This window comes from Lentilactobacillus sp. Marseille-Q4993 (genome assembly GCF_951230165.1).
Lineage (GTDB): Bacteria > Bacillota > Bacilli > Lactobacillales > Lactobacillaceae > Lentilactobacillus.
Genome location: NZ_CATNVB010000007.1, coordinates 23,830 through 47,560 on the forward strand (window position 1 = coordinate 23,830; position 23,731 = coordinate 47,560).

Here is a 23,731-nt window from a genome sequence, read left to right on the forward strand (position 1 = left end):
ATGCTATCGAGAGCCTTTTTAAAATTAAATTAGTTTTTCATTGATACCGTTTTGCTCCGCTTCTTGTTGTACGCAATTCGCGCGAGTTTGACAATTTCGGTCACTACCAAGACGATAAAGCCGGCAATGATTGGAATTCCCCAACCGTGGAAGAAACTGATACTTGCGGTGTGGAAAATTTCCTGCATAAACGGAATGTAGACAAAGGCCATTTGCATCAATACCAAGATGATTATGATGACAAACGCCGCTTTATTTTCAAAGAAATGTTTCGAAATAATTGGGTAAGAATTTCGGATGTTAAACAAGTAGAAGATCTTACCAAAGATAATGATATTAACGGTCATCGTAGAAGCCAGGATTGGCGTCAACATACCGCTATCCACGTAGTGATCAAACCAGAGAATACCTAGAATTGAGATCAGTACCGAAACATAACCAATCTCGATATTATCCACTAGGCTGAGAATTCCCTTCTTAACGTTACGAGGTCCTCGCCGCATAACCGATTCTTCAGCGGGTTCAAAAATGAAGGCAAACTGAATCGTCAACGCTGAAACGGTGTTGATCCATAGCAATTGCGTTGGGTACAGTGGCAACTCTTGCCCCATCACCATACTGATAAGAACAACTAATCCTTCAGCAAAACTCGTTGGCAACAGGAAGCGAATCGTCTTCCGGATATTATCAAAGACGTGTCGTCCTTCAAATACCGCATCAACGATAGTCTCAAAGTCATCCTTTACCAGAACCATATCAGCTGCTTCCTTAGCAACTTCAGTTCCCTTTTCACCCATGGCAATACCGATATTGGCTTGCTTCAGGGCAGCCGCATCGTTAACTCCATCACCGGTCATAGCAACAATTTTTTCGTTTGCTTGTTGGGCCCGCACAATTCTTAGTTTATCTTGAGGTGTCGTTCTAGCAAACACGTTGTATTTACCAATATTCTTAACCAATTCCTCATCAGACATTTCGTTTAACTCGGGGCCAGTGATTGCACTAATACTCTCATCCAAATCCAGTTTCTTAGCAATTGCTGATGCAGTATCTGGGTGATCACCGGTAATCATCTTAACGCTAACTCCGGCTTGACGAAGACTACGGATGGCAGGAATTACTTCTTCACGTGGTGGATCAATGATTCCGACAACTCCGACCATCACGACCCCGTTTTCAAACAGGTCCATTGAGACAGTATCCGTGTCAACATTATCAATATAGGCTAACGCAACCACCCGAAGGCCATCAACGGTCAACTCATTAACCTTCTTGTTCCAAGCTTCTTCTTCAAAGCTTGGATCGTTTTTCTTAACCATCTCAAAGATAGTTCCGGGAGCTCCCTTGATCATAGCAATTCGGCGGCCATCTTTATTGACCAACCGGGCACTGAACCGGTAGGCAGAGTCGAACGGTAAAGTATCAACTTCATCGATCTCCGGTTCATGTCCCTTTAGTTTGTGGTACAAACTAGTCAACGCACCATCGGTTGGCTCACCAGTCAAGCTCCACTCACCATCAGTTTTTACTAACTCGGCATCGGTTGTCGTACCGGCAATCGTAACAAGTTTGGCAAACTCATCATCATCTTCATAATTGAACTTTTTATCGCCCAACATGACATCACCGGAAACCCCCTTATCACCATCAACGAAACCAATTCCAGTCACCTTATAGTGGTTAGAATTAGTGATAACGTCGGTAACGGTCATTTCGTTCTTGGTCAAAGTACCGGTCTTGTCGGTATTAACGATATCAACCGCCCCAAGAGTTTCAACGGCGGGCAATGTTTTAACGATTGCTCCGCGCTTAGTCATCGTTTGCACTCCTCGAGCAAGGACAACCGAAGTAGAAGCTGGCAATCCTTCAGGAATCGAACCAACAACCATCGTGATAATCGCAATCGTCAACGTTGGCAAACTATAGATTTTGGTAATCAATCCAGCGATAAACAGGATGACCGCAACCGCAATAATAAATAGCGATAAGTTAACGCCAAGCTTATCAAGATTCTTCATCAATGGCGTTACTTGTGCCTTGGTCTCCTCAACGTCTTGTTGAATATTACCAATGACTGTATCCTCAGCAGTACCAACAACAATTCCCATTCCTGAACCTTGGGTGACCGCAGTTGAAGCGTAGGCCATGTTCGACCGTTCAGCCAGTGGCACATTCTCAGCAGTAAGCGGATCTTCAGTCTTATCAACCGAATTACTTTCACCGGTCAAAGTAGATTCTTGAATCTTCAAGTTGTCTGCATTGAACAATCGCATATCGGCAGGAATTGCATCCCCAGCTTCGACCGATACGATATCCCCGACTACCAGTTCTCTGGCGGGTACTTCAATCTTATGTCCATCGCGAATAACGATGTTTTGACTAACTAACAACTCCTTGATTTTAGTTAGGGCATTGTCAGCCTGCATTTCCTGGAAGAATCCAATAAAGGCGTTGGCAATGATAACCACCGCAATAACGGCTGAATCAGAGTAGTGCTTCAACAATAATGTAATCAGCGCAGCAGCAATCAAAATGTAGATAATACTGTTGTTGAACTGCAACAAGAACTGAAGGAGCTTGCTTTTCTTTTTAGCTGTTAATTCGTTGTAGCCATCTTCAGCCAACCGCTTCTTTGCTTCTGCTGGACTTAATCCCTTTTCGATGTCGGTGTTAAAGTCCTTTGCAAGCTTGTCAGTTGAATCCCGCCACAACTTTTGTTCGGGAGGGTTCTTCGTTTCTTCTAAGTTTTCTGCCATTTTGTAAATCACCTATCCATTTTCATTAATTTGTTTATATAAATTATATAAGAAAAGTAAGGGAATGGTAAACTAATTCAACTAATTAGTGGGATTTGTTAATTTGGTTAAGTGTAAGAGCTGGGTTATGAACATTGTTTGCTGTCGTTTGCTACATAGCCAAAACGCGTTCGCCAAACCTGATTCAACAGTAGCCATCACGACTGACTTAATTTCATTTTCGTCAGTTAGTGTTGCCATTGTGGGGGTTCACGAACGAAATTAAAAATTTCTAGTTCACTCCCTACATTTAAAAAAATAAGGCTAGTAGAAAGCTCAAGTACCAAAAGAATGCAGTAGTAAATTTCATTGTCTTGAAATTTATTACTGCATTCTTTTCTTTTATCCAAATACTTGCTACACGCAGTAACCGTCAGGACTGAGGGCCACTACTCATGGCCCCCAGTTACTGTCGGTCCTGCGGGGGTGAGACAACGAAAGCACCTTCGTATGCTTTCTGTCTCACTCCCTCACACTCTACGCAAATCGGCTTCCCACCACAATCTTCTCACCTAAATAAAAATGACGACCGCGCACTTCGTTTGCTCGCTCGTCATTTTCAATTTAGTGCTCAAAGATTAACCGTGGTGTTCAGCACTCTATAACTCATACGCCTCTTCCGGCACCCGCACCAAATCACGCTTTACAAGTTCTTCCGCAATTTGGACCGTGTTCCAAGCAGCACCCTTCAACAAGTTGTCCGACACAACCCACATGTTGAAGTTACCTTCATTTTCAAGGTCAGGACGGACCCGACCAACAAACGTGTCACGGCTACCTTCAGAATTGATTGATTGAGGATAAATTTGGTTACTTGGATCATCCTCAAGCACAACTCCAGCAGCTGACGACAATGCCTTTTGAATTTGGGCTGCGGTAGCACTCTTGTCTTCAACTTCAAAGTACACAGTTTCACCGTGACCAATTCTTACTGGCACTCGAACACAAGTAGCAGTAACCTTGATGTCCTTGGCGTTCATGTCATTTAACATAATCTTCTTAGTTTCATGGATCATCTTCCACTCTTCATGAGTATAACCATCATCTTCAAAGACGTCGATTTGTGGCAATAAGTTAAATGCCATTTGGTAATGCTTCTTGTCACCCTTAGTAGGTAAAATCTTAGGGTCGATTTCTTCACCCTTGATGTATTGTTCTGATTCTTCCATTAATTCGTTAAGAGCTGATTGGCCAGCACCAGAAACCGCTTGGTAAGTTGAAACGATAACTTGCTTCAAACCAAATTGTTGTCTAATTGGTTCAAGGGCAACCACCATTTGAATAGTTGAACAGTTAGGGTTAGCAATAATTCCCTTGTGGTCTGATAAGTGGTCTGCATTAACTTCAGGAACGATAAGGGGAACTTGGGGGTCCATTCGAAACGCGCTGGTGTTGTCCACACAAACTGCTCCCCGTTTTACAGCTTCAGGCAAGAACTTCTTCGAAACTGAACCACCAGCTGATGCTAAGACAAGGTCAACCACATCAAAACTTTCTGGCTTAGCTTCTTCAATGGTGACATCTTGACCCCTGAACTTAAGCACCTTACCAGCAGAACGTGATGATGCTAGTAGCTTAATGCTCTTTACTGGAATCGTGGACTGCTCCAATTGTTGAATCAATCTAGTTCCAACTGCTCCTGTTGCTCCTAAAATTGCAACGTTAAATTCCTTCATGTTAATTACTCCTATCTAATTTATACTCTTTAAATATTCTTCCATTCGATCCATTGCTAGCTTGATGTCATCGTCTGATGCAGCGTATGACAAACGAATATAGCCTTCCCCACCGGGACCAAACGCTGATCCTGGAGTAACACCAACTCGAGCCTTGTTTGCCAAATCTTCAGCAAACTCAACCGAGGTTTCGTTAATTGTAACAGGAATTTTGACAAAGATGTAAAATGCACCCTTCGGCTGAACAATTTCAAAGCCCATCTTGCTTAACCGGTCGGCAATGTAGTCTCGTCGTTTATGATAGACAGCCTTCATCTCAACTGGATCTTCCAACCCATTTGCCAGTGCTTCATAAGCAGCGTACTGAGCTGGATTTGAAGGTGAAGTAATGACAAACGCATGCATCTTGGCCGCGTTAGTCACGAAATCCCTTGGCGCAGCAATGTAACCAATTCGGTAACCAGTCATTGCGTGCGACTTTGAGAGACCGTTGATCAAGATAGTTTGATTAGGCAACATCGTAGCGATTGAATGGTGGTCAACGCCGTAGGTCAACTCACAGTAAATCTCATCAGCAATTACATAAATACTGTGTTGTTTTAACACGTCAGCCAATGCCTGTAACTGTTCCTCACTATATTCAACCCCCGTTGGGTTACTTGGGTAGTTAAGTACGATTGCCTTAACAGAATCACCATTTTCATCAAGCGCTTTTTGTAGCTTTTCCGGAGTGAGGACAAAGCCATCATCCGAAGTATCAATCGTAATTAGTTCAGCCCCAGCAACCGTTACAAGTGGGAAGTATAGTGCAAACGCTGGCGTTGGTACAATCACCTTATCGCCAGGATTAAGAATCGTATTCATAGCCGTATAAAGGGCTTCGGTTGCACCAATCGTTACGATAATTTCTGATTCAGGGTCGTATGTAACGTTCGTCCGTTTTTCAACGAAAGAACTAATCGCTTTTCTTAATTCAGGAATCCCTTTTTGAGCTGAGTAATGAGATTCATCAGCCTTAATACTTTCAATAGCAGCATTCTTAACGTGGTCAGGAACGGCAAAATCCGGTTCCCCAATGGTTAACTTAACGATACCATCAATCGAAGAAATTTTTTGGTCGAACTCCCGAATTCCCGATGGCCCAACTTCGGCAAGGTTCTTGTTCCCAATCTGCTCTAGTTTTTTATCTAATTCTGGCATGATATGCCTCCTAAATTAAAGTATGTTTTCCAGACCAACAACCAATTCTTTAGCGGTTGCGGCAAACGGAACGGCGATTTTAACACCACCCATAAAAGATTCGCGGTCAAACGAGTCCTGTCTGATTGTCAACGCTTCGCCAGTACCACCAAACAACACTTGCTCGTGGGCAATGTAGCCAGGTAAACGAACTGCATGAACGCGGACGTTGTCAACGTCAGCTCCCCGAGCACCTTTGATTGTTTCTGCAAGTGATGATTCAGGCTCTGCTTCCCGGGCCTTACTGATCATTTTGGCGGTGCTAATAGCGGTACCCGATGGGGCGTCCAGTTTATCAGCATGATGCATTTCAATAACTTCAACGTCAGGCAGGTACTTAGCTGCTTCCTGAGCAAATTTCATCAATAGCACTGCTGATAACCCAAAGTTAGGGGCAACCATTCCACCAACTTGCTTATCCTGAGCGAGTTTAGTCAACTCAGCTAGCTGCTCATCCTTCATTCCTGAAGTCCCAACAACGGGATGGATTCCGTTTGTGATTGCGAACTTGATATTATTAAACACCGCACTTGGAACTGTGAAATCGATCCATACCTCAGCGTCAGTCTTGATATCATCGAGCGAAGTAAATACCTCCACGTCATCTGCCAAGCCGTAATCAGCTTTGTTGATTCCCTCAGCGCCCGGATTGAACGCCGCTACCAATTTGAAATCAGGGGCATCATTCACCATATGAACTGTCTTTTGGCCCATGGAACCCATGAACCCAGATACTAAAACTTTAATCATGATTGACTCCTTTTATTTAGTCTCCATTAAAGCATTATCACCCAAATTTAACTTTCTTGCCAGTTCGATTTTTTCTTCATCATTAAGTGGCAGGATAGGAAGACGGCAACTACCCACTGGATAACCGGTAGCATTAAGGACTGCCTTAACTGGAGATGGTGATGGATACATGAACAACGCACTCATTTTTGGCGTTAATTCTCTCATTAATGATCCAGCTGTTTGAACATCACCAGATTCGAGAGCATCGTACATTTTCCGGATTTCGGCCCCGTATACGTGAGCAGCAACCGAAATTACTCCGTTGGCCCCAACTGCTTTTGCTTCAAGGGCTTGAGCATCTTCACCAGTATAAACATTGAAATCAGTAGTGTTTTGAACGATGTATTCCAGCTCCTCGATTGGAGTACATTGCTTAACCCCGGCAATGTTAGGGTTCTTAGAAAGTTCAACAACTGTTTCCTGTTCCATTTTTACTCCAGTCCGACCGGGAATATTGTAGATGATCAAAGGAACTGATGAGTTTTCAGCAACCGTGTCAAAGTGAGCAATCATTCCGCGTTGGTTAGGTTTGTTGTAGTAAGGAACCACAACTAAAGCGTAGTCAATCCCAGGAATATCACTAACTTCTTTAGTAAAGTTAGATGTTTGGTAAGTGTTATTACTACCAGTTCCGGCAATAACGACACAACGGCCATCAACGATTTGGGCAAAACGGGTGTAAAGTTCGATTTTTTCATCGTGACTCAAAGTTGGGGTTTCCCCAGTAGTTCCGCCAATGACGAATCCACGTGATCCGGTATCAATAAGGTGGTTAGTAAGTCTTTCAAGTGATTCGAAGTCGATGGAACCATCTTCACCAAACGGTGTCACAATAGCTGTAAGCAAGTCTGCATTAATCATAATAAATTTCCCCTTTTTATTGTTAGTTTAATTTGTCATTCTGTATTCCAAAAACTTAGTGATGGCAGAGACACCCTTTTCAAGTGCCCGCTCATCTGGTGTAAACGTGGCGGCATGAAGTTGGGAATCATCCTCAACTCCCAGCCAGAACATTGTGCCTTCAAACTTAGAAAGTAGATATCCAAAGTCCTCGCCGGTCATGGCCGGTTGGGTTTCAATGAACTCAACACTGGATTCTTGACTACAAAAATCAATAAATCTTTTGGTAAGTTCATCATTGTTCTCAACTGGCAGGTAGCCACCTTGGTTAAACTGAATATCGACTTGGCAGTCGTAACTGGCCGCGATTCCATTCGCTACCTGTTTTAGTCTGGCCACGATTTTTTCAATCATTACCTGCGTCAGCCCTCGAATCGTTCCCTCAAGGCGAGCCTCACCAGCAATTACGTTTCTAATCGTTCCAGCTTCCATCTTCCCAAAAGTGATAACCCCACTTTGAATGGGATCAATACTCCGAGAAATAATGGTTTGGACTTGAACGATAAACTGGGAAGCGGCAACTACCATATCGTTAGCATTCTGTGGAAAGGCAGCGTGACCACTCTTTCCTTTGAAATCGACGTTGACTTCCGTTGTTCCAGCAAATAGGGTCCCCATCCGGCAACCAATCGCCCCTGCTGGCAAGTCAGGATTATCATGTAATCCATAAAACTCATCTGGTTTCCACTTACCCTCGAAAACACCAAGTTCGTAGGCGATTTTGCCACCATTATCATTTTCTTCAGCCGGTTGGAAGAAGAAAATCAGATTGTCCTTTGGCTGGTGTTCAGAGAACCAACTCAGAACGCCAAGTGCAACAGTCATGTGAATGTCATGACCACAAGCGTGCATCACGTTTGGGTGGGTTGAGGCAAATGGCAATCCGGTCTGCTCGGTAACTGGCAAAGCATCAATATCCGTTCGGTAACCAATTGTTCTAGTTGGTTCACTCCCATCAACCCTAACGAGAATTGCGGTAGGAAGCTTTTCGACGGTGCGAACCTCCAAATTTTCCTGATTCATTTTGCTAATTTCTTCTATTAAATAGTCGTGAGTTTGGAACTCCTTGAGAGCCAGTTCAGGAATCCGGTGAAGTTGTCGCCTAATTGTTATTAAATTATCTTCGGTTAGGACTGCCATGTCATCACAACTTTCTTAAATCATCTTCAAGGGTCGTCTTTGATTTCGTCTTTTCATCAATATCCTTGATCTTTCGAGCAGGAACTCCCGCTACCATTGTGTGGGGAGCAACATCCGAAGTAACGATTGAGCCAGCGGCAACAACCGCTCCCTCACCAACATGAACGCCTTCGATAACTACCGCATTGGCACCAACCAACACGTTATCATCGATTTGAACTGGTTTGGCAGAGGCAGGTTCGATAACACCAGCTAACACTGCCCCGGCACCAATGTGGGAATGTTTACCAACAATGGCCCGACCACCAAGCACCACGCCCATGTCGATCATTGAATCATCGCCGATTTCAGCCCCGATATTGATAATTGCCCCCATCATAATAACGGCATTCTTACCAATCGTTACTTGGTCACGAATTACTGCTCCTGGTTCGATTCGAGCGTTGATTTCCTTAGTATCAAGAAGTGGCACCGCTGAGTTGCGAGCATCACTTTCAATTTCATAATCAGCAATTGCTTCCTTATTAGATGCAAGAAATGGTTTAACGTCTGCCCAATCGCCAAACAAAACAGCGGTCTTTTCTTCAGCAAACGCTTTGATACTACTTGGAAAGTCAAGGTCAGCAATCTTACCGCTGATATAAACCTTAACGGGGGTTTTCTTTGGGGCGTTACCAATGTATTCAATAATCTCTCGTGCACTTAATTTTTCCATCATGTTACTCCTTATTTTTGTAATGGTAGATCTCGTTCAATTAGGTCAGCGTAGGTTTCACGCTGAATTACTAAGTTTGCTTTACCGTTCTCACAAAAGACAACTGCCGGCCGTGGATTCCGATTGTAGTTAGATGCCATTGAGAAGCCATAAGCTCCAGTTGCCAGCATTGCAATCACATCGCCAGGTTCCGTCTTTGGTAAATCGGCATGGTCAACCAAAATATCGCCTGATTCACAATACTTGCCGGCCAGATGAACGGTCTCGGCCGTCGGTGCAGTTGGGTTACTTGCCAGTAACACTTCGTATTCCGCTTGGTAAAGGGCTGGCCGAATGTTATCGCCCATTCCACCATCAACCGCAACATATGATTCGTAACCCGGAATATCCTTACGAGAACCAACCGTGTAAAGGTTATAACCAGCGGGGCCAACGATTGAACGACCAGGCTCGATCCAGATGGCAGGCATCTTCATGCCATAATCCGTAGTAGTCTTCTTTACTCGTTTGACGATTGCATCAACAAATTCTTCCGGTGCAATTGGGTCGTCATCCTCGGTGTACCGAATCCCAAAGCCACCACCAACGTTAAGAACTTCAGCTTCGTAGCCAAACTTGGTTTGCCATTCATGCAAGGTATCAGTCAACTTCTCGGCAGCTGCTTCAAAGCCACTAACTTCGAAGATCTGCGAACCAATATGGGCGTGAATTCCTTGTAAGTGCATATGGTCTAACTTAAGCACTTGTTGTAACGCTTCATCCGCTTGACCACTGTTAAGGTCAAACCCAAACTTACTATCAACCTGACCAGTCTGGATAAACTCATGTGTATGAGCCGAAATTCCTGGCGTAACTCGTAACATTACGTTCATCGTGGCGTTCTTTTCAATCAAAACTCGGTTGAGCAACTCAATTTCATAGAAATTATCGAGGATAATTACCCCAACGTGGTTATCAACAGCCATTTCCAACTCATCCTGGGATTTGTTGTTGCCGTGAAAACTCACGCGTTCCATTGGAAAGTGGGCTTTGATCGCCGTGTATAATTCCCCACCGGACACAACGTCGATGTGACCATCTTCTTCAGCAACTAATTGAAACATTGCAATTGCTGCAAAGGCCTTGCTGGCATAGCTCACTGCGTAGTCAACATCGTTGTCCTTGAACACTCGTTGAAAGCTTCTGATTTGATTCCTGATCCCAGTTACATCATATGCAACCAGTGGTGTTTGAAACTTGTGCGCTAACTCGAGCGAGTCAACCCCGCCAATTTCGATGTGGCCCTGTTCGTTTGTACTGTATGGTTGATTGTCTGCTGTCATGTAATATTCCCTCCGGTGACTTTTAGTGGTCACGCTAATTTGAATATAAAAAAAGATCCTTTTGTTTTACGCTAAAAACAAAAAGATCTCATAGATTGGTTCTCTATTAATTCTTTATATTGTCGATAGCGCCCCGCAACATTAACGTTGCGACAGTCCGTAATCTATTGGATTACGTCCCAGCATACTGAACTCTACCTCGTTCAGCGCTTCGGCAACCTCCCCTTTCACTAGCTTCAAAGTTCAAGTAGGAACTCCACTAGTTACTGATGTTGGCTGCAACCTCTATACTTTTTTAATTATTATAAAGTTTATAATGAATTTCATAATTATTCAAGTCTAAACGCCAATAAAGTTTTTAAAAATTATTTTGTACTATATTATGACCCGTTTTAACGGCTATTGCCGCTGACTTTGAGCTTGCTTTAATAATTAGAAATGCTAAAATTCTTCTTAACAATTTCAAATTATTGAAAAATTATACAGTCGAAGGATGGTCGAAACCAATGAAGGTCGTAAAGTTTGGCGGAAGTTCACTTGCGGACTCGCAACACTTCCAAAAAGTGATAGATATTATCAAAGCAGATAAATCCAGGAAGGTCGTAGTCACCTCAGCTCCTGGTAAACGCTTCTCAGGCGACATCAAGGTAACCGACCTGCTGATTTCTTACGCTAACGCTGTAATTGCTGGTAACGATTACGAGAACATCGTAAAATCAATCTTTGATCGTTACCAAGAGATTGGGGAAGCCTACTCAGTTCCTGCGGATGTGCTAACCAGTATTCATGACAAACTAGTGGCATTACCCAACGGCAAATATGCTAATGACGATTACCTGATGGACGCCTTTAAAGCCCACGGTGAACGGCTAAATGCCGAATTGATGGCTGCATGTCTAACCTCCCAGGGAATAACCGCTAAGTTCGTTGATCCTAGTACAGCTGGAATCATCGTCACAGATGACCCCGGTAACGCTTCGGTTGAAGAAAAAACCTACGAAAATCTTGGGCGAATCAGCCTTGGCTCTGACGTGCTAGTATTCCCTGGCTTCTTTGGTTTTACTGAGAAGGGCGACATTGCTACCTTTGCTCGGGGCGGATCAGACATCACCGGCTCAATCTTAGCCCGTGGTTTTCACGCATCCCTTTACGAAAACTTCACCGACGTCAACTCAATCTACGCCGCTAACCCCAATATCGTTGATGACCCAATGCCAATCAAGAAGATGACCTACCGGGAAATGCGAGAATTATCCTACGCCGGTTTTTCAGTCTTCAACGACGAAGCCATTATCCCTGCCATTCAGGGACAAGTTCCAATTAACGTGAAAAACACCAATAACCCCACGGCAGAAGGAACCCTCATCGTGCCCGAAGAAAACTTTGAAATCAAGTCGCCAGTCACTGGGATCACTGCTTCTAACCGATTTGCCGCCCTTTACCTTCACCGTTATTTGCTTAACAAACAAGTTGGGTTCACGCTCAAAATCCTTCAAATTTTAGCTAAGTATGGTGTATCATATGAGCACATGCCATCAGGAATTGATGACTTAACAATTATTTTTGATAAAAATCAGCTAGATGACAAGACAATAAAGGCTATGTGCCGCGACATTCAGGCCGCAGTTCAACCAGATAATCTTGAATGGATCGACGATTATGCGATCATTATGGTTGTCGGTGAAGGAATGCGTGCTAGAATTGGAACAATTGAAAATATCATTCGGCCATTAGCCGACCATGATATTGCAGTCCACATGATCAATCAGGGTGCTTCCCGAATCTCAATCATGTTGGGAACTCAAGAATCAGACGCCAATGAGGCAATCAAACAAATTTACAATCACTTTTTCAACTAACAAACGGAGGCAATACTATGGCACAATTACAGAAAGTTCACGGCTCAATGAACCAGTTTTTCTTATTAGATCAAACTGAGCTCGATTCAAAACTAACTCAAGAACAATTAGTCAACCTTGCAACTCACATCACTGACCAGAACAAGGGTCTCCTTGACGGAGCGGATGGCTTACTTGTTGTTGACGACACCGATGATGACGCCACCCTTGGTAGCATGCAAGTTATCAATGCTGACGGTAGTATTGCTTCAATGTGCGGTAACGGGTTGCGGACTGTCAGTCGCTACTTATCCGAAAAGTTTGGCCAAGATGAATTCAGTGTTCAAACTCAGGACGCTCCCCTTCAAGTTAAGCGTGAAGAGTCATTTGCTGATGGCGTACCTACGTTTAGTGTCGAAATCTCACCAGTTTCATTTGCGCGGGAAACTTTGCCATTTGATAATCTGAATACAGATACAATCGTTGACCAACAACTGCCTGAATTAGACGACGACCTAACATTTACTGCCATTTCAGTGCCAAATCCTCACTTGATCAGCTTTGTGGACGATGCCGTTCTTGATTCAGACACCCTTGAAAACCTAGGAACTAAGCTCAACGGTGACAACCCTTACTTTTACGATGGGGTGAACGTAAGCTTTGCCAAAATTATCGGCAAGAACAAGTTGTTTGTAAGAACTTTTGAGCGTGGCGTTGGGTTCACTAACGCCTGCGGAACGGGAATGTCAGCCACTAGTTTGGCATTCTGCTTGAACCACCCAGGTGCTGCTTCATTCGAAGAAGAAATCACTGTTTACAATCCTGGCGGAATGGTTAAGACCCGGGTCCACGATACCAACGGCGAATACCACATCGACTTGATTGGTAACGCAACCGTAACGAATACCGTTGAAATTCCAGAAGCTGACCTACACGCCAGCGTGTTAGACAACGCTGAGATTGCTGAGACTGGCGAACAAGCAAGTTATGAAAAGTTTGTTAGTGCGGTGAGAGCGGCGGAAGAAGTATAGCCGATATTTAAATAAAACGAACAGAACGTGGCTAGTCAGTTACTAGACACGAAAAAATAGCAGGGATAATTTCAAGAAGATGAAATTATCCCTGCTATTTTTTTACAATCCTATGAGTACAGTGACCCCACTTCTTCATCAAACACCTGCTTTTGTAGCTGTGGTTTCAACACATCAAAGATATGATCAATCAACTGGTCTTGCATGTAGGTAGTCGCATCGACCTCGACGGTTGTCCCATTGATTTTGGTGATTTTTAAGCCTTCCGTGATAACTTCAATGTTATACTTTTTGAAAACAGCGACGATTGCTGCCAACTTCTTTTCGTCCATCATTCTACTGACCCCCTAACTGCAACTTTAGTCGCCACTCATCTTGGCGAACTTGGTTTTCCTTCATCCTCAAGTCAGAAAATGGCGAAATTACTAACAAATAATCCTTTACGTCTTCATAGTGACCCTTACTTGAAAAGTAGTGATTCTTCTTTCGCTGGGATAGCTTATCAATCTTCTTCTGTAGGTCCTTCACATAGTCTTCAATTGATAGCAGAGCATTCTGCCTAACACTGGCCAACCAAGCAATTTTTTCATCGGCTTCGATTTCAAGTTCTTCCACCAGTTTGGCATCAGATTCGTCAATTTCTTCTTGTTCAACCAAGACTAACTCTTGATTCGTCACTGCCGTTTCAAACATCTTTGGTGAATCCTCGGTTAGGTACTTTTCAATGGATCCATCATAACGACAAAGTAATACCGAGTGTCGAGAAATCCCCTGACCATACTTAATGTGGATCACAAAGTTCTTCTTTGCTATGTAGTTAACGTTGTCCAAAACCAGTTGGGGATTATTAACGACAGTTTCGCCGACAACCACCCACGTTTGCTTTTTCATTGTAATAATTGAGCCAAAAACGAACTTCATTATTTTCACATCCAATTCTCCAACAATAATTCCTATCTATCAGTATAATAGAAATTAGCATATTTTGGGGAGCACGAAATGACATCAATTCAGATTGGTATTCGGTCCTTAGTTGAATTCATCCTCCGGCGAGGCGACCTCGTTCCGGTTTCACTAAGCGATAATTCAATGCAGGAAGGAAGCCGAATCCACCGTAAAATTCAAAAAAGCAGACCAGACTCATACTCGGCTGAAGTCCCATTAAAAACGGAGTTCGACTATCTCGATACCACCTACGTCGTTTCTGGCCGGGCAGATGGAATCGATACTGTTGACGATAATCGATTAATCGAAGAAATCAAAACTTCCGATATCAAGTTTGAGGACCTACCTCAATCGACTCTCGACCTGTACTGGGCTCAAGCCAAGGTTTACGGCTACATTTTAATGCACGATGAGAGTTTGGATTCGGTTGACCTGCAGCTGACCTACGTTCAAACCCCAGATGAAAAAATCACCGGTACTAAAATTACGTACTCGAAGGCTGAATCCGAGACCTTCTTTAACTCCCTAATCGACGAATACAAGCAATGGCTTAAACTGCGACATGAACTAGACGAGGCGAGAATAACGTCCGCCCACGCCGTTCCGTTTCCATTTGACGAATACCGCAACGGTCAGTATGAGATTTCAAAGGTCGTCTACAAGACCATCATGACCGAAAAGAAACTCTTTTTGGAAGCTCCCACAGGAACGGGGAAAACCATCTCCACCCTGTTTCCCACCATCAAAGCAATGGGAGAGCAGCTGATTCGCCGCGTATTCTACCTTACCGCCAAGCAAAGTACCAGACGGGTCTGTGAAGAGGCAATTTCGCTAATGGCTGATAAGGGGCTGACGCTTAAAAGCATCACTTTGACTGCCAAGGACCAAATCTCCTTTCCAAAGGAAAAAGATCTGCCGCCAGACCAAAACCCCTACTTTTTGGGATACTATGACCGAATCAAGCCCGCCATTCTGGATATTCTCAATCATGAGGACCAGATGACTAAACCCATAATCCAAGAATACGCTCAAAAGCACATGGTTGACCCGTTCGAATTTTCACTCGATGTCAGCCTATTTTGTGATGTTATCATTGGTGATTACAATTATTTGTTTGACCCAAAAGTCCACCTGCAACGCTTCTTTTCGGTTCCGGACAAGGACAATTGTTTCTTGATCGATGAGGCTCACAACTTGGTCTCTAGGGCTAAAGAAATGTATTCAGCATCCCTCAGTTCCAGCCCAATTGCTAACTTGATCAAACTGCTCTCAAAGAAAAAGGAAGCCAATAAACCGGTCATCACTAAACTGCGTTCACTTAAGCGGGCGTTCAATCGCTATAGTAAGCCCGTTCGCGACGATGGTTTAGCCAGCTTTTCTCAGGAGGAAGAAGTTACCAACTTTAACAAAGCGGTTGCCAAACTGAACGATGCCATCCACCACTGGCTTGCCAAACAGCAACCAAGCGATACCGTTGACGAAGTCGTTAACTACTATCTCGAGTGTCGTAGCTATGCGTTGATCAACCTCTACTATGATGATACCTACCGGACAAGGATCATCATTAACGATGACGAGATTATCTTCCGCCAGTTTTGTATCGATCCCGCTAATTTTCTGAGGTCAACGATGAATCTTGGTCGCGCCACAATTTTATTTTCGGCCACGATGAGTCCCATCGACTACTACGAACGAGTATTAGGCAACGACCCAGAGAGTATTCACTATCAAGCTAACTCCGCGTTTGCCAAGGATAATTTTGAAATCATCATTCAAAATAACATTCGGACGACTTACCGGGACAGAGCCGCCAACATCAACCCAATTTGTGAATCAATAATGACTTTAGTCAGTCAAAAAGCTGGGCATTACTTAATCTTCTTCCCGTCAATGAAGTTCATGGAGACGGTGAGAGAACGGTTTGTTTCAAATCACCCCGACATCCATGTCATTTTCCAAACTAGTGAAATGGATCAAACCGCAAGAAAGGAGTTTCTTGATGAGTTTCGGGATTCATCGGCTGTTACCGTTGTTGGGTTTGCAGTTCTGGGCGGAATCTTTTCTGAGGGTATCGACCTCAAGCACGAGCAGCTAATTGGCGTTGGTATCGTCGGCGTTGGCCTGCCAATGATCAACGAAGAATCTGACCTAGTCAAAGACTATTACGACGAAGACAATCACCGCGGTTTTATGTACGCCTACCAGCTTCCGGGCTTTAACAACGTGACCCAAGCAGCCGGTCGTCTGATAAGAACTAAGACCGACACTGGCGTAATCGTCTTGATGGACCAACGGTTTAACCAAACTAGGTACCGGTCAATATTTCCACAACAATGGGAAAACGTTAAGATTGCTTCATCCCCCGAGCAACTAAAACGCCAAATCAAAGAGTTCTGGCACAAAGTTTAGCCGACTCGATTTTCTTTAACTTGTGAATTCGGGTGTATAATTATTTGTGATACCCGCATGGGTCAATGGAGGGATTTTATGAAAATTGCGATGTACGATGGCAAGCCAACACTTGTAACTGCGAAAGGCGATCAGCTTTGGGGGACCGCCATCACTTCATACACAAGCGTTGATGATATTCTTGCCGATTGGAATAACTTTCAGGCAACGTTCTTGCTGAACTTATCAGACCAGGACGTACTAAATAGTGACAGTGCTGAGCTACTAGATCCATCAAAATTAGAAGCACCAGTTTCACATCCACGCCAAATTCCAGCGGTTGGCTTTAATTACGCTGATCACATGAAGGAAATGGATATCAAACTACCAGAAAAGCCAAACGTTTTTAACAAATTTGTTAGTTCGCTTGCAGGACCAAACAACTCAATTCGCCTCAGTGGAGATACAGTTGATTGGGAATCTGAGCTGGTAATCGTAATTGGTAACGGGGGTCGCAACATCAGTCGGGAGGATGCTGAGGACGCAATTGCCGGCTACATGATTGGCCAAGACTTGTCAGATAGAACGATTCAATCAATCGATGGTCCTAGCACTCAATTTACGCTCGGAAAATCATTTAAGAATTTCACCCCAGTCGGTCCATACATTTCGACGGTAGCTGAAAGTGGTGATATCGAATCCAAGCACGTGGTGACGAAGGTAAACGGTGACGTCATGCAGGATGCAACGATCGACAAAATGATTTTTGATGTTCCAACGTTGATTTCGTATATTTCATCGATTATCGAACTTTATCCTGGCGATATTATTTTGACCGGAACCCCGAGTGGAACGGGAGTTGGTCGAGAGCCAAAGGTATTCTTGAAGTCTGGTGACTTAGTCGAGAGTTCAATCGATGGATTGGGAACGATCGTGACAAAGGTTGATTAGTTGTCAGGCTGATTGACGAGAATGATAGTCAATTCTTAACTGGTTACTGCGTGTAGCAAGGATTTGGATGAAAGCAAAAAAGTAACGATAAATTTCAAGAAAATGAAATTTATCGCTATTTTTTTTCGATTTACCTAGTTATGTTCCAATCTCTTATTTTGTTGAGTAAAATCTATTAATTTTCAGGCAATACACAAACCCCTTCTGGCACCTCAAAGTCCTTCTGGACAAGGGTTAACTTACCAGTTTTGCCATCGCGTTCGTACAATGATGCATTATTAGTATTCTGGTTCAAGCAAACAACCAGACTTTGATCAGCACTGAAGTTGAAGTCCCTTGGGAAGTCACCTTCCGTTGAAATTCGCTGCACCAACTCTAGTTTGTCAGCTGACTTAGCTTCAAACACTGCTAGTGAGTTGTTACCCCGGTTCGACACGTATAGGAACTTGTCATCAGCGGATAATCTGATGGCTGCAGACCCATTATGAGCCGTCCAGTCAGCGGGAATTGTCGAAATGACTTGACCTAATTCGAAACTGCCCTTATTCTGGTCATATTTCAAAACGGCAACCTTACTTGATAATTCACCAACCAAGTACGCGGTATCACCCTTACTTGTGAAGACGATATGTCTAGGTCCAAAGCCAGGTCCAAGAGTAATTTCACTAACTTTAGCCAGTTTGCCTTGAGCGGATACATCGTAAACGAATACCTTATCCAAACCAAGATCACAAACCACTAACCGGTTATCGGGAGTTAGGTTTGAGAAGTGGGGATGAGGGCCATCGGCTTGCTCTTCCTTGGGACCAACTTGGCCACTGTGAGTTACCCGGTCGGCTAGCTCAACCGTTCCGTCCTTATGGATTGAATAGGCACTAACTTCTGCGGTATGATAATTGGCAGTGTACAATAGTTGACGGGCTTCATCAACCGCAACGTAAGCTGGGTTGGTGTCTTGATCAACTAATGTTTGAACTGGAGCAAATGGCTTCGAACCTTCAGTGACATCGAAGAAACGAACGCCACCTTTACCTTGCTCTTGATCCTTATCAACCGCGTATAGTTTGCCAGCATCTGACAAAGCTACGTAAGTTGGGTTACCGGCTTCACCAGCCAACTCAACGTTAGTCATTTCTTTTTTAGTTGTATCTAACGTTAATTCATAGACACCCTTACTTGTATGGTGGGTGTATGTACCGATATAAAATTTTTCTTGCATAAACCTAGAACCTCCTTAATTTGTTAACCCTTTCATTATGCCACAGGCTCCGAAATATAAAAATACTCAACCAGAATGAAGGAAATAATATGTCAACATTTGAAAAGTACCACCCAGTCTTAACCCCCCACTACCAGCTTGATTGGCTCACCCAGACGCCGGTAAAAGAAATTTTTGCGCTTTATCAAAATGAGCACATTGAAACTAGTTTGACCCTTGCAAAGCCCACCGAAATTCTCGACACCGTTCGGAACGTCAATCACACAATGCAGGCGGTAATGAGTGAAGAAGAACTGACCTGGGGGATTACCGACAAGGATACTAACGAGTTTGTTGGGATCATCAAAATTTATAATCTTAAATCAGAAACCAAAACCGCCAAAATATCGTTTGTTCTCCGGCATGACGAGAGCGACGTTTTAGTTTATGAAGTATTGAAACGGGCAATCAAATTCGTTATCGACCACTTTGATACGGAAACAATTGAGATCAGCCTTCATCAAAAAGACGCAATTATCCCAACCGTTTTGAACGAACTCAAGTTTAACCAGACTAGTGCCGACACGTACCAACTTAATTTAGCTGATGTAACTTCAGATTACGAAGAATAAAAATTGAATATTTGGCCGTTCCATATTAGAATGATTATAAAGTAATGATTATGTTTCTTTATTTAAGGAGGAATTAACTTGGCAGAAGAAGCCCTTTCAATGTCGCTAAAGAGCCTTAGACATCAAGGTGTTCGTATCACCCCACAGCGAGAAGTAATCCTAGATTACCTAATCCAAGTTGATACTCACCCAACCGTTGAAATGATCAAAGAGGGAATTGAGCATAAACTCCCTAACCTTAGTGTGGCAACCATTTACAACACCTTAAAGTTACTCGTCGATAAGAACCTTGTCATTGAGCTACCAAATAATGACGGTGGCATTCGCTACGATTTCTTTGGGGTTCCTCACTTCCACGCAATCTGTGAAAACTGCGGTAAAATCACCGACATTTTTTCAACTGACTACGCTGAGATGATGAAGGTTCTTCGTAAGGAAGCTGTGGAGAAATCAGGATACCTAATTTCTGGTACCCAGCTAGAGTTTACCGGTCTTTGTCCTGAGTGCCAGCTAAAGCTTGGTAAATCAGTATCTACCAAATCAAAATAATAATTTTTACCCGACTCAACCTTAAAATATTACAAAAGTAAGGCGAATATTTCGCTTTTTGATACTTTAGCATTAATTGTCAATAACTCTTAACAGTAATGACAATAAGCGCTGATAAACCCGTTATGGCAACGTTTGCGACCATTTTCGGGTTTTCGTTTTTCTTGAACCAAAACCATTAATCTTTTATAGTGTTCATAGTAAATGACACACAACAATTACATCAATTAATAATAAAAACCAACAAATCTAAATCAATTCGGGTAAGGAGCATTCATTTTGAAGAAAAGCTTTATTAAAATTCTAGCAACCTTTTCATTTGCGACAGCGGGGATTTTTACCTTCTCAACTAGTCAAGCTGCCCACGCAGAGTCAGTTAACAGTTACATCGCCAACAAAAATATCGGTCACGCTAAAACCACTCATTCAATCTGGGGTGGCTTTCCAAAGAATAAGTACCGTCATGGCAAGCCAGAGGGTGTGGTCGTCCATGAAACTGCCAACCCAAGTTCAACTTTGTATAACGAAATTGCATACATGAAAAAGAATTATAACAACGCATTCGTTCATACCTTTATCGATGCGAGTCGGATAGTTAACATCGCAAATACCAAGTACCTTTCATGGGGAGCTGGTCCCGTTGCCAACCAACGGTTTATCCAGTTTGAACAAGTTCGAGTTCACAGTAAATCAGCGTTTGCCCATGAAGTTGCAAATGCGGCTTACTATACCGCATCAGCTCTTCACAAGTATGGCTTGAAACCTAATGACGCTGCATACGATGGTAAGGGAACGGTTTGGTCACACGGAGCCGTTTCTAAGTTTCTCGGTGGAACTAACCATACTGATCCCAAAGCATACTACTCACAATCAGGGAAAAAATGGTTCGGTAAGTCATACACCTTCGCTGATTTCTACAAATTAGTTAAAACTACTTACAATAATCTTTACACTGAAAAACACGTTAGCTACGACAAAGTAACTTACAAGTCAGCTGACCAAACTGCTGAACTCGGTAGCAAGTACACATCATACCGTCTATACAATCACGTTAAGAATTCACGGGCTAACGTTACTAAGTACAGTTGGTCGTCAGTGAAGCCAAGTGTTGGTAAAAAAGTCTATATCGACAACGTTGGTACCAAATCTGGTGCAAAGACTTCGTGGTACCGAATCAAGTTCTCTAATTCTGATTCAGCCAAGAAGTACTGGGTATACGGCAAGGCACTTGATAACATTGCCAACCCAGACGAAAGTAACGACGATAGCTCCGTCACTTCAGTTGACATCAGCCAGTAGTTTAAGTAGTATTATGCATACTAGAAGACCAAGTAGTTTCCCACAGAGAGAAAACGGTAGCTGAAAAGTTTTCGGAGATAACGAATCCTATCTTCTGGTTTGAAAAACTAAAATTTAAATACGAAAAAGTGTGAAGCTCTGCTTTGAATGAGGATGGTACCGCCCTTCTGAGTGTCTCAATTCAAGGCAGAGCTTTTTTAGAAAATGGGTGAAATGATGGTTAACAATCGGGTAATCAAAGCAAAGAGAATCGTCGTCAAGGTAGGCACAAGTAGCCTAATTATGCCGACTGGCGAGGTAAACTTAAAAACATTTGACCAACTAGCTTTTGTCTTAAGTGCGCTTAACAAGCAGGGAAAAGAGCTAGTACTTGTGTCATCAGGTGCGATTGGTGTCGGGCTCAACAAACTTCATCTAAAGCAACGGCCGGAAGAAATTGGTGCCCAACAAGCATTAGCCGCCGTCGGTCAATCTGAGTTAATGACCTTGTTTACCCAGCGATTTAATCACTACCTAACGGATATTGCTCAGGTTCTACTAACTCATGACGTTTTTGACTACCCCGTCAGCAATGAATCAGTTATGAGCACATTTGAATGTTTACTCCAAGATGGAATCATCCCCATCGTCAACGAAAACGACACCGTGGCAACCGATGAGTTGGATCACCACACAACATTCGGTGATAACGACCAACTTTCCGCCATCGTTGCCAGCCACATCAACGCTGATTTACTGATTGTCCTCTCCGATGTTCAGGGATTCTACGATGGTAACCCCAAGCATGACGAGGATGCAAAACTCCTATCAACCGTATCGGAAGTCACCGGTAGTACTTTCGCTGCTGCCGGCGGGGCCGGCAGTCGGTTTGGAACTGGCGGAATGCAAACCAAGCTTGCTGCTGCCAAACGAATGATTGATGAGAACCGCCAAATGGTTCTGGCCAGTGGTAAGGATCCTAAAATTATTTTTGATATTTTAAATGGTAAGAACGTTGGGACCTGGTTTACCAACCAACCCGAACAAATCCTGAAGGGAGCGAATAGCGATGAATGAGGAATTACTAACAATTGGCCAAAATGCCAAGACAGCTTCATTTGAAATCAGCCAGCTAGGAACCGCTAAGAAAAACGAGGTGTTACTAGCATTTGCAGACGCATTGACAGCTAACCAAGAGGCGATTCTAGCTGCCAACGATAAGGACATGGCTAATTCATCATCAATGCCCCAAAAGTTCGTAGACCGGCTTAAATTGACGGCAAAACGAATTGAGGATATGGCAACTGGTTTGAAACAGGTTGCGGCTTTAACGGACCCAATCGGAAACATCGACACTGGGTTCAAAAACGATGCTGGGTTGATTATCGAAAAGCAACGCGTGCCAATCGGGGTTATTGCAATGATTTTCGAAGCCCGGCCAAACGTGAGCGTTGATGCCGCTGCCCTAACCTTTAAAAGTGGTAATGCAGTGATTCTCCGAGGTGGTAAAGAGGCCCTCAATACCAACCTCGCCCTCGTCCAAGTCCTTCGTGACGTTTTAAAAGCTCAGGGAATCAACGAGAATATCATTCAAATTCTTCACGATACTAGTCACGAAACAGCCGACCAACTAATGCACCTCAACCAATACGTGGATGTTCTCATTCCTCGGGGTGGGGCTGGATTGATCAACGCGGTTTTAAAAAATTCAACCGTACCGGTAATCGAAACTGGAGCCGGAAACTGTCACATTTACGTTGATGAATCAGCTCAAGCAAAAATGGCAGTTGATATTACGGTAAATGCGAAGGTTCAACGCCCAAGCGTTTGTAACGCTGCCGAAAAGCTCCTGGTAAACGCAAAGGTGGCCGACAAGTTGCTACCTCAAATTGCCGAGGCACTTGAAGATAACGGCGTAGAACTTCGGGGAGATGACAAGGCTCGCCAAATCGTTTCGACGATCAAACCAGCCACTGACGAAGATTGGTCAACTGAATACAATGACTTGATCATGGCAGTTAAAATCGTCGACAACGTTGATGAAGCAATCGCTCACATCAATCAGTATTCCACCGGCCACTCAGAGGCCATCATTACCGACAACTACACCAATGCTAGGAAGTTCCAGCAACAAATCGATTCCGCCTGTGTTTACGTAAACGCATCTACTAGGTTTACCGATGGGTTTGAATTTGGATTTGGTGCCGAAATTGGCATTAGCACTCAAAAGCTTCACGCCCGGGGACCAATGGGATTAGCAGAATTGACTAGTTCTAAGTATGTGATTTCGGGAACGGGACAGGTAAGACAATAAAATAAAGGTCGTCCATATTGGGCGACCT

The 23,731-nt window shown here is 43.5% G+C and carries 20 protein-coding genes and 1 riboswitch; of the genes, 9 read left to right on the top strand and 11 right to left on the bottom strand.

Features of this window, described 5'->3' with window-relative positions:
* Positions 1–29: 29 nt before the first annotated feature.
* The 8 genes from QOW94_RS04250 to lysA form a co-directional block, all read right to left on the bottom strand.
* The gene (locus QOW94_RS04250; protein WP_283678946.1) at positions 30–2,756 is read right to left on the bottom strand and encodes an HAD-IC family P-type ATPase; all 2,727 of its coding nucleotides are present in this window, start codon (positions 2,754–2,756) and stop codon (positions 30–32) included.
* Between the two features lie 638 nt (positions 2,757–3,394).
* The gene (locus QOW94_RS04255) at positions 3,395–4,471 is read right to left on the bottom strand and encodes an aspartate-semialdehyde dehydrogenase (RefSeq protein ID WP_283678947.1); all 1,077 of its coding nucleotides are present in this window, start codon (positions 4,469–4,471) and stop codon (positions 3,395–3,397) included.
* Between the two features lie 15 nt (positions 4,472–4,486).
* Entirely contained in the window at positions 4,487–5,671 is a 1,185-nt protein-coding gene (locus tag QOW94_RS04260; protein ID WP_283678948.1) for an aminotransferase class I/II-fold pyridoxal phosphate-dependent enzyme, read from the bottom strand.
* A 15-nt stretch (positions 5,672–5,686) separates the two neighbouring features.
* The gene (gene dapB, locus QOW94_RS04265; RefSeq protein WP_283678949.1) at positions 5,687–6,460 is read right to left on the bottom strand and encodes a 4-hydroxy-tetrahydrodipicolinate reductase; all 774 of its coding nucleotides are present in this window, start codon (positions 6,458–6,460) and stop codon (positions 5,687–5,689) included.
* A 12-nt stretch (positions 6,461–6,472) separates the two neighbouring features.
* On the bottom strand, positions 6,473–7,363 hold the full coding sequence (gene dapA, locus QOW94_RS04270; RefSeq protein ID WP_283678950.1) for a 4-hydroxy-tetrahydrodipicolinate synthase: 891 nt from the start codon (positions 7,361–7,363) through the stop codon (positions 6,473–6,475).
* 27 nt (positions 7,364–7,390) lie between these two features.
* Positions 7,391–8,542, bottom strand: a complete 1,152-nt coding sequence (locus QOW94_RS04275) for an N-acetyldiaminopimelate deacetylase (protein WP_283678951.1) — start codon at positions 8,540–8,542, stop codon at positions 7,391–7,393.
* Positions 8,543–8,546: 4 nt separating this feature from the next.
* Entirely contained in the window at positions 8,547–9,257 is a 711-nt protein-coding gene (gene dapD, locus QOW94_RS04280; RefSeq protein WP_283678952.1) for a 2,3,4,5-tetrahydropyridine-2,6-dicarboxylate N-acetyltransferase, read from the bottom strand.
* 11 nt (positions 9,258–9,268) lie between these two features.
* Complete coding sequence (gene lysA / locus QOW94_RS04285) at positions 9,269–10,579, bottom strand: diaminopimelate decarboxylase (protein WP_283678953.1); 1,311 nt, start codon at positions 10,577–10,579, stop codon at positions 9,269–9,271.
* 118 nt (positions 10,580–10,697) lie between these two features.
* Positions 10,698–10,875: riboswitch (Lysine riboswitch) on the bottom strand.
* 210 nt (positions 10,876–11,085) lie between these two features.
* Between lysA and QOW94_RS04290 the strand changes: the two genes are divergently transcribed.
* Together QOW94_RS04290 and dapF are read left to right on the top strand one after the other, a co-directional pair.
* Positions 11,086–12,438, top strand: a complete 1,353-nt coding sequence (locus QOW94_RS04290; RefSeq protein WP_283678954.1) for an aspartate kinase — start codon at positions 11,086–11,088, stop codon at positions 12,436–12,438.
* 17 nt (positions 12,439–12,455) lie between these two features.
* Positions 12,456–13,448 (top strand): diaminopimelate epimerase, encoded by a 993-nt coding sequence (dapF, locus tag QOW94_RS04295; RefSeq protein WP_283678955.1) that lies wholly within the window; start codon positions 12,456–12,458, stop codon positions 13,446–13,448.
* Positions 13,449–13,558: 110 nt separating this feature from the next.
* On the opposite strand, the gene QOW94_RS04300 is transcribed toward dapF, so the two are convergent.
* Positions 13,559–13,783 (bottom strand): hypothetical protein, encoded by a 225-nt coding sequence (locus QOW94_RS04300; RefSeq protein WP_283678957.1) that lies wholly within the window; start codon positions 13,781–13,783, stop codon positions 13,559–13,561.
* A 1-nt stretch (position 13,784) separates the two neighbouring features.
* Positions 13,785–14,369 carry a hypothetical protein gene (locus QOW94_RS04305; protein WP_283679029.1) on the bottom strand — a complete coding sequence of 195 codons (585 nt, stop codon included), beginning with the start codon at positions 14,367–14,369 and terminating at the stop codon, positions 13,785–13,787.
* Between the two features lie 78 nt (positions 14,370–14,447).
* Here QOW94_RS04305 and QOW94_RS04310 point away from each other — a divergent pair, with 78 nt between their 5' ends.
* Entirely contained in the window at positions 14,448–16,802 is a 2,355-nt protein-coding gene (locus tag QOW94_RS04310; RefSeq protein ID WP_283678958.1) for a helicase C-terminal domain-containing protein, read from the top strand.
* Positions 16,803–16,880: 78 nt separating this feature from the next.
* Positions 16,881–17,732, top strand: a complete 852-nt coding sequence (locus QOW94_RS04315; RefSeq protein WP_283678959.1) for a fumarylacetoacetate hydrolase family protein — start codon at positions 16,881–16,883, stop codon at positions 17,730–17,732.
* A gap of 175 nt (positions 17,733–17,907) precedes the next feature.
* Here QOW94_RS04315 and QOW94_RS04320 read toward each other — a convergent pair whose 3' ends face one another.
* Positions 17,908–18,951, bottom strand: coding sequence for a lactonase family protein (locus tag QOW94_RS04320; RefSeq protein WP_283678960.1), 1,044 nt, complete (start codon positions 18,949–18,951; stop codon positions 17,908–17,910).
* A gap of 89 nt (positions 18,952–19,040) precedes the next feature.
* On the opposite strand from QOW94_RS04320, the gene QOW94_RS04325 reads away from it, so the two are divergent.
* The 5 genes from QOW94_RS04325 to QOW94_RS04345 all read left to right on the top strand — a co-directional run bounded on the left by QOW94_RS04325 (position 19,041) and on the right by QOW94_RS04345 (position 23,703).
* A complete protein-coding gene (locus QOW94_RS04325; protein ID WP_283678961.1) occupies positions 19,041–19,562 on the top strand; it encodes a GNAT family N-acetyltransferase in 522 nt (173 codons plus the stop codon).
* 78 nt (positions 19,563–19,640) lie between these two features.
* Positions 19,641–20,111, top strand: a complete 471-nt coding sequence (locus QOW94_RS04330) for a Fur family transcriptional regulator (RefSeq protein WP_502867237.1) — start codon at positions 19,641–19,643, stop codon at positions 20,109–20,111.
* Positions 20,112–20,390: 279 nt separating this feature from the next.
* Positions 20,391–21,410 carry a peptidoglycan recognition protein family protein gene (locus QOW94_RS04335; RefSeq protein ID WP_283678963.1) on the top strand — a complete coding sequence of 340 codons (1,020 nt, stop codon included), beginning with the start codon at positions 20,391–20,393 and terminating at the stop codon, positions 21,408–21,410.
* Between the two features lie 213 nt (positions 21,411–21,623).
* Complete coding sequence (gene proB, locus QOW94_RS04340; RefSeq protein ID WP_283679033.1) at positions 21,624–22,466, top strand: glutamate 5-kinase; 843 nt, start codon at positions 21,624–21,626, stop codon at positions 22,464–22,466.
* Positions 22,459–23,703: a glutamate-5-semialdehyde dehydrogenase gene (locus QOW94_RS04345; protein WP_283678965.1), complete on the top strand. Its 1,245-nt coding sequence runs from the start codon at positions 22,459–22,461 to the stop codon at positions 23,701–23,703. The genes proB and QOW94_RS04345 overlap by 8 nt, the downstream gene beginning before the upstream one ends.
* Positions 23,704–23,731 lie beyond the last annotated feature (28 nt).

What these genes read in the sequence shown, in the direction of transcription:
- QOW94_RS04250 (WP_283678946.1), bottom strand. Translation starts at nt 2,756, where the DNA reads ATGGCAGAAAACTTAGAAGAAACGAAGAACCCTCCCGAACAAAAGTTG.
- QOW94_RS04255 (WP_283678947.1), bottom strand. Translation starts at nt 4,471, where the DNA reads ATGAAGGAATTTAACGTTGCAATTTTAGGAGCAACAGGAGCAGTTGGA.
- QOW94_RS04260 (WP_283678948.1), bottom strand. Translation starts at nt 5,671, where the DNA reads ATGCCAGAATTAGATAAAAAACTAGAGCAGATTGGGAACAAGAACCTT.
- dapB (WP_283678949.1), bottom strand. Translation starts at nt 6,460, where the DNA reads ATGATTAAAGTTTTAGTATCTGGGTTCATGGGTTCCATGGGCCAAAAG.
- dapA (WP_283678950.1), bottom strand. Translation starts at nt 7,363, where the DNA reads ATGATTAATGCAGACTTGCTTACAGCTATTGTGACACCGTTTGGTGAA.
- QOW94_RS04275 (WP_283678951.1), bottom strand. Translation starts at nt 8,542, where the DNA reads ATGGCAGTCCTAACCGAAGATAATTTAATAACAATTAGGCGACAACTT.
- dapD (WP_283678952.1), bottom strand. Translation starts at nt 9,257, where the DNA reads ATGGAAAAATTAAGTGCACGAGAGATTATTGAATACATTGGTAACGCC.
- lysA (WP_283678953.1), bottom strand. Translation starts at nt 10,579, where the DNA reads ATGACAGCAGACAATCAACCATACAGTACAAACGAACAGGGCCACATC.
- QOW94_RS04290 (WP_283678954.1), top strand. Translation starts at nt 11,086, where the DNA reads ATGAAGGTCGTAAAGTTTGGCGGAAGTTCACTTGCGGACTCGCAACAC.
- dapF (WP_283678955.1), top strand. Translation starts at nt 12,456, where the DNA reads ATGGCACAATTACAGAAAGTTCACGGCTCAATGAACCAGTTTTTCTTA.
- QOW94_RS04300 (WP_283678957.1), bottom strand. Translation starts at nt 13,783, where the DNA reads ATGATGGACGAAAAGAAGTTGGCAGCAATCGTCGCTGTTTTCAAAAAG.
- QOW94_RS04305 (WP_283679029.1), bottom strand. Translation starts at nt 14,369, where the DNA reads ATGAAGTTCGTTTTTGGCTCAATTATTACAATGAAAAAGCAAACGTGG.
- QOW94_RS04310 (WP_283678958.1), top strand. Translation starts at nt 14,448, where the DNA reads ATGACATCAATTCAGATTGGTATTCGGTCCTTAGTTGAATTCATCCTC.
- QOW94_RS04315 (WP_283678959.1), top strand. Translation starts at nt 16,881, where the DNA reads ATGAAAATTGCGATGTACGATGGCAAGCCAACACTTGTAACTGCGAAA.
- QOW94_RS04320 (WP_283678960.1), bottom strand. Translation starts at nt 18,951, where the DNA reads ATGCAAGAAAAATTTTATATCGGTACATACACCCACCATACAAGTAAG.
- QOW94_RS04325 (WP_283678961.1), top strand. Translation starts at nt 19,041, where the DNA reads ATGTCAACATTTGAAAAGTACCACCCAGTCTTAACCCCCCACTACCAG.
- proB (WP_283679033.1), top strand. Translation starts at nt 21,624, where the DNA reads ATGATGGTTAACAATCGGGTAATCAAAGCAAAGAGAATCGTCGTCAAG.
- QOW94_RS04345 (WP_283678965.1), top strand. Translation starts at nt 22,459, where the DNA reads ATGAATGAGGAATTACTAACAATTGGCCAAAATGCCAAGACAGCTTCA.